Here is an 11,357-nt window from a genome sequence, read left to right as displayed (position 1 = left end):
AACCTATATAATGCCCCATGCCCCATGCCCCATGCCCCATGCCCAAAATCTACCTCTCATCCCACTGTTGCGCTGCATCTTCTACAGCTTTATCTACCGTCTTTTCACCCAACATTGCTGCTTGTAAGTTCTCATAAACTGCCTTTTGCAGTTTGTTGAAATCCTTTAAAGTAGGGGTTAATATTTCTGCTTGTTGCAGTTGTTGAGCAGTGATAACTCTTGCTTTTTCTACTGTGGAAGCAGTAGCCGGGACATTTTTAAAGTAGCTGTCAGATAGTGCTTTGACTGTAGAAGGAAGGACATTCGCAGCTTTAGCAAAGGCTAACTGATTTTCATCATTGGTGAGAAATAGGGCAAATTTAACAGCAGCGTCAGGGTTTTTAGTTTGGCGGGGAATTACTATGTTCATCACGGCTACATTTTTCTTTCCTGTATCACCGGTTAGTTGAGGTGCGATCGCTGAAGCTTGAGCAATTTTCGGGGCATTATTGGCGATCGTTTTGAGAAACTCTGGCCCCGAAGCTAAAAATACCGTTTCTCCAGATTGGTATAAATCGATCGCATGACGATGCCCTTGGGTTAATACCTCTTTAGGAAGCAACCCTTTTTTATACAAGTCCACCCAATACTGAAACGCTGCTTTACCTTGTGGAGAATTAAAAGCTGCTTTACCTTCAGTATCAACTAGACTAACTCCCATCTGCACAAAGGATTCCAGCACTTCACCGGAATCTTGCGGAACGAAAGTTACAAAAAAGGCATATTTGCCAGTCTTATCTTTAATTTGTTGTGCCGCCTGTGCCAATTCTGCGTAAGTCGCAGGCACATTATTTATACCTGCCTGTTTTAATAAATCAGTGTTATAAATGGTTAGCCGCGTGGTGAGATACCAAGGAATCCCGAAACTTCTACCATTAAGCGTGCTTGCTTTCCAAATATTCGGCAGATAGGAGGAACGTACTTCATTTGGGATTTTTGCGTCCAAATCTAACCAGGCATTTCGTCCGGCGAGTTGGGAAGCAAAATCTGGATTGAGGTTAACAACATCAGGTGGCGTATTTGCTGAGACTGCTGTTAAAATTTTGTTCTCCATCGCTGCCCAGGGTATATCTACCCAGTTAACCTTTATACCTGAATTTTGCGATTCAAAAGTCGTAATCAGGTTTTGAAAGTAATTAGTAAATTGCGGTTGGAGTTGCATCGTCCAAAATTCAACAGTCGATGCTCCTGAAGCAGCTTGTTTATTACCTGTGCCAACGTTACCTGTGCTGCAACTTACAATCCAACTGGTAAATAACCCTACTAGTGTCCAAGCAGCCAGTTGTTTGAATTTTCGCAATTGAATCATCGTACCAGTATTTTTACGCTTGTTATGGATGAAAATCTTATGCAAAATTGTCGAAATTATAGGTTAAATCAATTACCAGTAGAGACGTAATATATTACGTCTCTAGACAGTTTAAATTTTCAATCTACTAGTCTAGCAGGCACAACTGTGGTTAAAAGCTTCAATAGTCTGTTTGGCAAATCTAATAAAGGTGTCGGCATTGAACTTGCTCCAGAACGGATAAATATAGTTCAGCTACGTAAACAACGTCAAGGCTTGAAAATAGAAGCCTTTACATCATTAGCAGTTCCAGAAGGTGTAATTACCGATGGACAAATCACCGACTCTCCAGCAATGGCGCAGTTAATCCAACAGGCACTAGCGGAGAGTAAAATCAAAGCCTCTCGCGTTGCTACTGGTGTACCAGGGCGAGATTCAATTGTCCGTCTGATACCTGTGCCAGCAGAGTTAGATGATAAAGAGCTGCGGGAAATGGTGCTAAACCATGAAGCAGGTTTGTATTTACCCTATCCTCGTGAAGAAGCTGATGTAGATTATCAGAAACTTGGGTACTTTGTAGACGAAGATGGCATTGAAAAAGTACGGGTACTCCTAGTTGCCACCCGCAAGGAGGTGACTGATACCTATATAAGTACATTCGAGCAGGCAGGATTGCAAATTGATGTTTTAGAAATTAACAGTTTTGCACTGCTTCGGACTATTCGCGATCAACTGCGGCAATTTGGGCCGCAAGAAGCAGCAGTGCTAGTTGATATAGAGTTTGATAGCACAGAAATTGCCATCATCGTTAACGGAGTGCCGCAATTTTCGCGCACTGTGCCAATAGGCACTTATCAACTGCAAACTGCTCTCGCTAGAGCAATGAGCTTACCCACATCACGAGATATGGAAATGTTGCAGGGAATGACCATTCCCTCCACTCCCGTAGATGGTGGCAAAACTGGGGTTACTGGAATCGATCCTGGTATGGCGGCCATTGTCAGAGTATTGGCAGAACTAACAGATGAGCTACGCCGTTCCATCGATTTTTACCTCAATCAGAGTGAAAATTTGGAGGTAGCGCAGATTATACTAGCTGGGCCAGGAGGCGGACTCCCACAGCTAGATGAGTTTTTTACCCAACGCTTAAGCTTGCCAACAACCCAAATAGATCCAATAGGATCTTTGTCCTTGGAAGTTGAAAACGATAAATATCCCCAAGTGCAACGCTCTGGCTTGGCGATAGTACTCGGTTTAGGAATGCGGGAGGTGTAATACCAATTTTGGATTGTCTGTTTTGACAATCATGCTGTTTGAGAATTCTCAAACCATAATATTTATCCCTAGTTGGTGTGAGAACATGTACAGTCTAGATGTTAACTTTCTTAAAGACCGCGCCACACACCAAAAAAATCCTGATAGAAAGCGAGTACTAACACTTCCTACAGGGAATCTAACACCCATGTATGTGGGAGTCGCCCTAGGTGTGTGTCTTCCAGTTCTGGTGGCAGGTAGTTGGTGGCTTTTGCAAGCGAAGATTACTGAGTTAGACGGCACCATAGCACAACTAGATCAGGAAAACAAGAGATTAGATACAGAAATAGGAAATATTAACAAAATCAAAGCAGAGACAAACGCGGTTAAGGGGGAAACCCAAGCTTTGGTTACTGTGTTTGACCAGATTCGTCCTTGGTCAGCCATGTTACAAGATTTGCGCGATCGCATACCAGCATCAGTGCAAATTGAGAGCGTTAAGCAAATCGCACCTATTGCTCCAGCACAAGGTGAGCCACCAAAGAATCTCGCTGGGGGATTAGAAATTACTGGAGTGGCTCGCTCCTACAACGATGTCAACGATTTCTTGCTAACTCTACAACAGTCTCAGTTCTTGAAGTCCTCAGAAAGCAAAATTATCACAGCAACTTTGGTAGATGTACCAATACCACCAAATGCTGTGAGATCTACTACTGCCATAGCAATTAAGCCACCTCAAATAGTTAAATACACCATTCAATCTAGCATGAGTGATGTTCCAGCTTCGGAATTAATCCGGGAGTTGGAGCAAAAAGGCACAGTGGGACTAGTGACTCGAATTCGCAGTATGCAACAAACAGGAGTCATTTCAAAATGACAGTAAGTGATGATTTAAATTTTGCAGAACAAAGCGGTGAATTTGACTCGGCAACGCCAGCCTATCCTGTGGTTTTTGGCATTAGCTTCACACCTCAAATCATTGGCATTTTGGTGGCGGTTTTCGGTTTAGCGGCAGCAGCTTATATATTATTCAACTTGGTGATGCCAGCTTGGGAAAACTATCAGCAGCAGCAAGCAAAAAGCGCCGAACTGCAAGGGCAAATTCAGCACAAGATAGCCAGCCTCAAACAGATTGAGAAAGTAAAAGACGAGCTAGCACAAGCAAAGCAGCAAAAAATACAGGTTTTAGGTTTATTTGCTAACGAGAAAAGCTTAGATACATTACTGCTAGATATGAATCGCTTGGTTCAATCTGGAAATGCTCAAAAAATTTCCTTCAATACTGTAAGTGCCAAACTGAAGAAGTTTGTGCCAGCTTCACAAAAACCAGAACCGATTACCGATGGAACTCTGGGAACACAAGTCGATGGCAAGCTGAAACGTAGCAGTATCAATATTGAAATTTCTGGAACTTATGAACAAACACAATCGATAATTCGCAACATTGAACGCTTACAGCCTTTATTGATAGTTAAAGATTATCAATCAACCTTAGCTCCAGCAGAGACTAAGACGCTATCAGACAAAACGGTGGTGGTGCGGTCTGGTCCTGCATCAATCAATACATCCTTCCAGTTACAGGCATTAATACCACTTACTCCAGAGGAAATAGCAGCAGTTAAGACTGCCCCCAAGAAGTAACAATAAACAGTGCTGAGTTTTGAGTAGTCAGTAGAAAAAACACTCAGCACTCATAGCGGCATAACTACTCAAAGATTATTAGTTGACAAGGTTTTATTAAGTGAGGAATGAACTGTGAAACAGTTTCACGGTAATAGTTTAATTTTGGGTGCTACCGCTTCTGTATTTTTGGTAGCTCAACCAGTGTGGGCACAAATTAGTCAAATTACAGATGTACAGTTAAATCCAGTTAATGGTGGCATTAGTGTTGTTTTGAAAACTTCATCAGGCTCGCGCCCGCAAGTTTTCACTACAAAAAGAGGCAAAGCCTTAGTCGCAGATATTATTAATACTCAACTACGTTTACCCCAAGGCAATAGTTTTCGCCAAAACAACCCATCTCCAGGAATTACCTCCGTCGAAATTAGCCAACTGGATGCCAATAGCATCCGAGTGATGGTCACTGGTAGTAACAACGCCCCCGACACTCAACCTGTGGAGCGCAAGCAAAACGGAATTACCCTCAGCTTTAGCCCATCCCCAGGCACTACAGCATCAGTACCAACGCCAACACCAACAGCATCGCCACCTGCTCCTGTCCCAGCCCAACCAGGGCAAAAGCCAAACGTTCTCGTTCCCAACCCACAAGTTACGATTGACGGCACACCTGCACAAGCCGCTGGCCCAGGTCAACCTGTAAGTCAAGCTCCACCTTTCTTACCCAGAGCCGTCGCCCCACCCGTGGGAGACATCGCCATTTCTAATACTGATGCGTCTCCTAGCACTGTTGATTTGGCAACTCAAGAACGTGTACCCCGCTTGGTGTTGCGAGATGCGCCAGTGCGTGAGGTTTTGTCACTACTTGCCCGTGCTGCTGGTATGAACTTGGCTTATGCAGGAGGAGAAGAAGGAGATGGTAAGAATACTTCTGTGTCTCAGACTAATACTGGTGATACCGAAAAGCTAATATATCAAAAAATATCCCTAGATATAGAAAACGAGCCAGTGCAAGATGTATTTAACTACGTCTTGCGCCTGAGTGGTTTAGAAGCCAGCCGTAGTGGACGCACCGTTTTTGTCGGGCCTAAGCTGCCTAATTCCACTCGTGATGTAGTGGTGCGTAACGTGAGACTGAATCAAGCAGCAATGCAAGATATTTTAAGGGTTTTAGTTAACCTAGGAGCAGAAAGTGCTGTCAATGCTGAACAACAGACCACTCGGGTCACTACAGAAGTTGTAGGTAAAGATACTGAAAATAAAAAGGCGACTGAAGACACGGCTCTTACTGCACAAAGGATTAAATTTACTGACTCAATTCCCATACTTCGAGGTTTACAAGTATCAGGAGATACGCGAACGAATACTATCACCTTAATTGGTCTTCCTAGGCTAGTTGAAATGGCAATGGCTCAAATTGTTCCGCTTGATCTCCGCCGTCGTCAAGTGGTAGTTAATGTCAAAATTATTGATGTTAACCTCTTAAATACCGAGGACAAAAACACTAGCTTTTCCTTTGGGATTGGCAATAACTTCTTTACCAATGATGGCGGTGCAGCATCTCTGAATTTTGGTGGTTCCAGGCCAGCTACTAGTGCAGAAGCGACAAGTAGTGTGACTAGTACACCAGTCGTCAGGAATCCAGTTGCAGGAGGAACATTTCTGGGGGATAGATTTTTTAATCCACAAGGTGGCAGACCATCAGCTGATCCTGCTGTAAGCGACAATCCACTACAGCCTGGAATCACAAACTTTACACCTGGAACATTTTCAAATCGAATTGTACCAATAGAGATTGATCCTGTTACTGGTCAACCCTCCAGGTTCGGCTTTGAACCCACGACAACTAGAGATGCATATACATTCAGCCTACCTACATTATTTCAGTTCCCCAAACGGTTTCTTGCTAGCTTGCAGGCTCAGGTGACAAATGGCAACGCCAAGATTTTGACTGACCCGACTTTAATTGTGCAAGAAGGTCAGACGGCTGATGTTAGGCTGACCCAACAAGTAGTGGGGAACGTTAAGAGGGAAATAACTCGTGGTGATGGTACTTCCTCAGAAACAGTTACAGCTGATAAAGAAACTGTAGGTTTAACTCTAGCTGTAAAGGTTGAACGAATTGATGACAATGGTTTTGTCTCTCTTTCTGTAGCCCCTACTGTTTCATCTCCTCAAGCTCCAGCAGATATTAATTTGGGTGGTAATAGCCAACGAATATTTTTGGTTTCTACACGTTCTCTTACTTCTGGCTTAATTCGTCTACGAGATGGCCAAACGCTCATCCTTTCAGGCATCATTCAAGACTCAGACCGGACAAGTGTCTCTAAGATTCCCATTTTGGGTGATCTTCCACTAATTGGTTCGCTGTTTAGAAGAACAAATAGAAGCAATCAACGTAATGAGGTGATTGTGTTGCTCACACCTCAGATTATGGATGACACAGAAAACTCTTCCTACGGTTATAACTATAATCCCAGCCCAGAGGTGCGGCAAATCCTGGAACGTCGTGGATTGAAGGCTCCGGCAAGACAATAAAGGTGATGGGAAGGTGAGAAAACGAGTTTTCCACTTTTGTATCAGTTCGCTTTACATTTGTACTTATCAGATAAGCTACTAGCTTTTAAGCTTGGTGGCACTTTTTTTTAATTAGTTTGTAACAGACCTTCTCATTAGTTTAAGATTCACGACTAACAGGAGAGCATCTGCTAACGCTAGATTAAATCAAGGACAGGATTTACGCAGGATTCACCGGATATCCTTTGTAGTTCAATTAAGTTCTCTGTGTAAGTTCCCAGAAACCAACTTGTTGTTAAAGAGATATATAAACTTATGACTTTTGATTACGACCTGTTTGTAATTGGTGCTGGTTCTGGGGGTTTAGCAGCTTCCAAACGAGCGGCTAGCTATGGTGCTAAAGTAGCGATCGCTGAAAACGACTTAGTTGGCGGTACTTGTGTAATTCGTGGTTGCGTTCCCAAAAAACTCATGGTCTATGGCTCTCACTTTCCTGCATTATTAGATGATGCCGCAGGTTATGGCTGGAAAGTAGGTAAGCCGGAACTGGACTGGGAACATTTCATTACGTCTATAGATAAGGAAGTTCGGCGACTGTCACAGCTACACATCAGCTTTTTAGAAAAAGCGGGGGTAGAACTAATTCCCAATCGCGCTACACTCGTAGATCCCCACACTGTAGAAGTTGATGGACGCAAAGTTACCGCAGACAAAATTTTAATTGCTGTTGGCGGCCGTCCTGTTAAACCAGATTTACCAGGTATGGAAAATGGAATTACCTCTAATGAGATTTTTCATCTCAAAGAACAACCGAAACATATCGTGATTATTGGCGCTGGTTACATAGGCACGGAATTTGCTTGTATAATGCGCGGTTTAGGCTCTGAGGTGACGCAGATTACCAGAGGTGAAAAGATTTTGAAGGGGTTTGATGAAGACATCCGCACCGGAATTGAAGAGGGGATGACGAACCACGGAATTCGGCTGATCAAAAATAATGTGATCAAAGCAGTTGAACGCGTGCCGGAAGGGTTGAAACTGACTTTATCAGAGGAAGATCAACAACCAGTAATTGCTGATGTGTTTTTAGTGGCGACTGGTCGAATTCCCAATATAGATGGACTGGGTTTAGAAAATGCTGGGATTGATGTTGTTTCCAGTTCCGTCGAAGGGCCTGGCTACAAGACCATGAGTGCGATCGCAGTTAATGAATATAGTCAAACTAGTCAACCGCATATCTTTGCCGTGGGCGATGTTACTGACCGCTTAAATTTAACTCCCGTAGCCATTGGCGAAGGTCGCGCCTTTGCTGATAGCGAATTCGGAACTAATCGCCGTGTATTTTGTCACGAAACTGTGCCAACAGCCATATTTTCCACACCCGAAGCCGCTACAGTCGGTTTGACGGAAGTGCAAGCACGGGAACAACTCGGCGATGCTGTGAAAATATACAGCACTCGTTTCCGCCCGATGTACCATAGTTTGACCGGTAAACAAGAGAAGATAATGATGAAGTTGGTGGTTGATAGCGACACTGATAAAGTACTGGGCGCTCACATGGTGGGAGAAAATGCAGCTGAGATAATCCAAGGGGTAGCGATCGCTGTCAAAATGGGCGCAACTAAAAAAGATTTTGATTCTACCGTTGGTATCCATCCTTCAGCAGCAGAGGAATTCGTCACGCTGCGGTAAGTGGTCAAGGACGCGATTAATCGTGTCTGTACAAAAGTAGAAACGCAGTTAATGATGTCTGTACAAGAGTCAAGGAGTAAAATTAATAACTTTCAACTTTTAACCCTTGGCTCTGCAAATGAGAAAACTTAATGGCTACCCAGTTTATATATCTTCACGGCTTTGCTTCCAGTCCTAAATCTGCTAAAGCACAAAATATAAGCGATCGCTTTGCCCAAATTCAGACAAACCTAAAAATTCCCGATTTGAATGCTGGGGATTTTTCTCATCTGACCATCACTCGTCAGATAACACAAGTAGCCGCAGAATTCAGTGATGATTCTGTACCTGTAGTGCTGATTGGCTCAAGTTTAGGCGGTTTGACCGCTGCCCATTTGGCACAGCGACATTTACAAGTACAACGCTTGGTCTTGCTAGCACCAGCTTTTGGGTTTTTATCCCATTGGTTGCCCAAGTTAGGAGATGAAGAAGTGCAGCGTTGGCAAAGGGACAAATATCTCATGGTCTACCACTATGGGGAGGGGCGATGTCTAATGACAAGCCGCTCCGCGTCTACGCTTCCCCTAAGTTACGATTTTGTTAAAGACGCTGCTCAATATCAAGAGGAAGTTTTGCAACGTCCTATCCCCACGCTGATCTTGCATGGAAAGCAGGATGAAGTCATCCCTATTGAAGCTAGTCGTGATTTTGTGCAATCGCGTCCTTGGGTGGAGTTAGTGGAACTGGAGGACAATCATGCCTTAGGTAATGTTATGGAAGAAATTTGGCAAGCACTTCGCCTATTCTGCAAGTTACCTTGAAGCTGTAAAATATTAAACTCTTACTTGTTCTTTGTCATTTGTTTTTTGTCATTAATGACTAATTACTAAAATTATGCTTCCATTTATCAGGTCAGATTTAACCAAGATACACGCATATAAACCCCATCCCAGCAGTGATACAGCCGGATCTGTTTCAGCACAGTTTGATCGACTGGATACGAATGAAAGTCCCTATGATTTGCCACCTGAGTTAAAAGAAAAACTAGCCTGGACGTATCAGCAAGTAATTGAAACAAATCGTTATCCTGATGGCGGACATGAGACACTCAAAGATGCGATCGCCGAGTACGTCAATGAGTCAGCTGCTCTTTCACCATCCCTGTTCACTGCTGCTAATATTTCTGTAGGCAATGGTTCAGATGAACTGATTCGCTCTTTATTAATCGCCACCTGTCTTAAAGGAGAGGGCTGCATTCTAGTTGCCAACCCTACTTTCTCGATGTATGGGATTTTGGCACAAACTTTGGGCATCCCTGTAGTGGCAGTGGGCAGAAATGAAACAAATTTTGAAATTGACTTAAAAGCTGCACAGTCTACAATCGAAAAAACTCAAAATCCCCCCATTCGGGTGGTTTTCGTAGTACATCCTAATTCTCCAACTGCTAATAGCTTAACTACAGCAGAATTAGCATGGTTAAAAAGTTTGAGCGAAGAGATTTTGGTAGTTATTGATGAGGCTTACTTTGAATTTAGTCAGAGTACCCTAGTTAGTGAATTAGTACATCGCCCCAATTGGATTATACTACGTACTTTTTCTAAGGCTTTCCGATTGGCAGCTCTTCGCGTTGGCTATTGTGTTGCTCATCCAGAGGCGATCGCTATCTTAGAAAAAGTCCGCTTACCTTACAATCTCCCTAGCTTTTCTATAGTAGCAGCATTAGGTGTTTTGCAAAACCGCACACTTTTACTCGAGGCGATTTCCCATACCCTGAGTGAACGAGCCAAACTCATCGAAGCTTTGTCTCAACATCCAACATTACAAATTACAGAAAGTACTGCTAACTTTATTTATCTGCGTCTTAAACCAGAAGGCTCTCATTTCCAAGACGCTGCTTTAAAAAGTTTATATCAAAAACTCCGGAGTCACGGCACTCTTGTGCGGCAAATTAGCGGAGGATTGAGAATTACTATAGGGACAACCGAAGAAAACGCCCGAACCTTAAAGCGAGTACAAGCTGCTTTGAACAACCTTGACTCTTAGCGATTCACTCAGTAATTAAACTTATTATCAACTTCGCTGCCCAAACGGCGTACTGTTCCCACTGTTTGTGGTAGGACACCCACTAAAAGAGCAAAAGCAACATCCGGCAAATAAGCCACTATTTCTGGTAGAAAATATTGTTCAAATTGATCAAGAATTTTCTGGACTCGCTGCTGGGGCATCTGGTTTTCTGTAATCTGTTTGATTAACCGAATCCACTGTCGTCTAATCAAGTAAGCTTTTTGACGCTCCTCATTAGATTCAGGAGTTAATAAAAACTGATTAGAAAGATTGCCTATAGGCAGTGCTCTGTGGCAATCGCAATCGTAATCCCCACCCACTGCTGCTCCAGGCCCAGCAAACTCTGCGTGATAGCGTTTAAAGAGTATTAATCCATTCCGCTTGCGACTATTGACGATGAAAACTTTTCCAGTATGTAAAAGTTTGAGGATATCCGAGCCTTGCGATTGCTCAGTCCCATCAGGCATGACAGGATGGTCAAGGAAACTGGTGTCTGGGTAATAAGTTGATAACATAGCAGTCTGATAGCGTCGGCGCTTTTCGCTATCCATGTTTTGTCAAACTTTCAACGAATTTTGTAGTATGCACTTCAAAGCAGAACTAGATTTTACATCAAATTAAGTTTTTGAATTTTCTTATCATCAACAATTTACAGGAAAATTTAACTAAGATGAGAATAAATAGGGGTTGTTCAGTAATTGAGTAATCATATTTTATGAGATATAACTAGATTTGTCTCCAACTGTACGACTGTTTGCTTAAAGTTTTTATAAAGATAAATATCTTAATTACAAAGTTATTATGAGGCGTTGAAATTTTCAAAGTTGTGAACTTGTGAATGCATTTAATTATAATCGATTAATTTACGTATAAAAAATATTTGTTATTAACATCTAAAGTAAAAATA

9 protein-coding genes are annotated in these 11,357 nt (G+C 42.7%); 7 read left to right on the top strand and 2 right to left on the bottom strand.

Annotated elements, in window-relative coordinates; translation table 11 throughout:
* Window positions 1-49 precede the first annotated feature (49 nt).
* Entirely contained in the window at window positions 50-1,348 is a 1,299-nt protein-coding gene (locus tag IQ246_RS05625; RefSeq protein ID WP_194000927.1) for a sugar ABC transporter substrate-binding protein, read from the bottom strand.
* A gap of 147 nt (window positions 1,349-1,495) precedes the next feature.
* Here IQ246_RS05625 and pilM point away from each other — a divergent pair, with 147 nt between their 5' ends.
* From pilM to IQ246_RS05590, 7 genes are all read left to right on the top strand, one after another.
* A complete protein-coding gene (gene pilM / locus IQ246_RS05620) occupies window positions 1,496-2,602 on the top strand; it encodes a type IV pilus biogenesis protein PilM (RefSeq protein WP_194000915.1) in 1,107 nt (368 codons plus the stop codon).
* Between the two features lie 85 nt (window positions 2,603-2,687).
* A complete protein-coding gene (locus IQ246_RS05615) occupies window positions 2,688-3,458 on the top strand; it encodes a PilN domain-containing protein (RefSeq protein WP_194000913.1) in 771 nt (256 codons plus the stop codon).
* Entirely contained in the window at window positions 3,455-4,222 is a 768-nt protein-coding gene (locus IQ246_RS05610) for a pilus assembly protein PilO (RefSeq protein WP_194000911.1), read from the top strand. Before IQ246_RS05615 ends, IQ246_RS05610 begins: the two co-directional genes overlap by 4 nt.
* Before the next feature lie 114 nt (window positions 4,223-4,336).
* Complete coding sequence (locus tag IQ246_RS05605) at window positions 4,337-6,736, top strand: AMIN domain-containing protein (protein WP_194000908.1); 2,400 nt, start codon at window positions 4,337-4,339, stop codon at window positions 6,734-6,736.
* Between the two features lie 294 nt (window positions 6,737-7,030).
* The gene (gene gor, locus IQ246_RS05600) at window positions 7,031-8,407 is read left to right on the top strand and encodes a glutathione-disulfide reductase (RefSeq protein WP_194000906.1); all 1,377 of its coding nucleotides are present in this window, start codon (window positions 7,031-7,033) and stop codon (window positions 8,405-8,407) included.
* A gap of 131 nt (window positions 8,408-8,538) precedes the next feature.
* Window positions 8,539-9,207: a YqiA/YcfP family alpha/beta fold hydrolase gene (locus IQ246_RS05595; protein ID WP_194000904.1), complete on the top strand. Its 669-nt coding sequence runs from the start codon at window positions 8,539-8,541 to the stop codon at window positions 9,205-9,207.
* 73 nt (window positions 9,208-9,280) lie between these two features.
* On the top strand, window positions 9,281-10,429 hold the full coding sequence (locus tag IQ246_RS05590; protein WP_194000902.1) for a histidinol-phosphate transaminase: 1,149 nt from the start codon (window positions 9,281-9,283) through the stop codon (window positions 10,427-10,429).
* Between the two features lie 8 nt (window positions 10,430-10,437).
* Here IQ246_RS05590 and IQ246_RS05585 read toward each other — a convergent pair whose 3' ends face one another.
* Complete coding sequence (locus IQ246_RS05585; protein WP_194000900.1) at window positions 10,438-11,001, bottom strand: hypothetical protein; 564 nt, start codon at window positions 10,999-11,001, stop codon at window positions 10,438-10,440.
* Between the last annotated feature and the right edge of the window lie 356 nt (window positions 11,002-11,357).

This window comes from aff. Roholtiella sp. LEGE 12411, assembly GCF_015206995.1.
In the GTDB taxonomy this organism is placed as follows: domain Bacteria; phylum Cyanobacteriota; class Cyanobacteriia; order Cyanobacteriales; family Nostocaceae; genus Komarekiella.
The sequence above is the reverse complement of the archived record's forward strand: the minus strand, read 5'-3'. Positions and strand labels throughout refer to the sequence as shown.

Coding starts and splice junctions, on each gene's coding strand:
- IQ246_RS05590 (WP_194000902.1), top strand. CDS start 9,281: ATGCTTCCATTTATCAGGTCAGATTTAACCAAGATACACGCATATAAA.
- gor (WP_194000906.1), top strand. CDS start 7,031: ATGACTTTTGATTACGACCTGTTTGTAATTGGTGCTGGTTCTGGGGGT.
- IQ246_RS05625 (WP_194000927.1), bottom strand. CDS start 1,348: ATGATTCAATTGCGAAAATTCAAACAACTGGCTGCTTGGACACTAGTA.
- IQ246_RS05585 (WP_194000900.1), bottom strand. CDS start 11,001: ATGGATAGCGAAAAGCGCCGACGCTATCAGACTGCTATGTTATCAACT.
- IQ246_RS05615 (WP_194000913.1), top strand. CDS start 2,688: ATGTACAGTCTAGATGTTAACTTTCTTAAAGACCGCGCCACACACCAA.
- IQ246_RS05610 (WP_194000911.1), top strand. CDS start 3,455: ATGACAGTAAGTGATGATTTAAATTTTGCAGAACAAAGCGGTGAATTT.
- IQ246_RS05595 (WP_194000904.1), top strand. CDS start 8,539: ATGGCTACCCAGTTTATATATCTTCACGGCTTTGCTTCCAGTCCTAAA.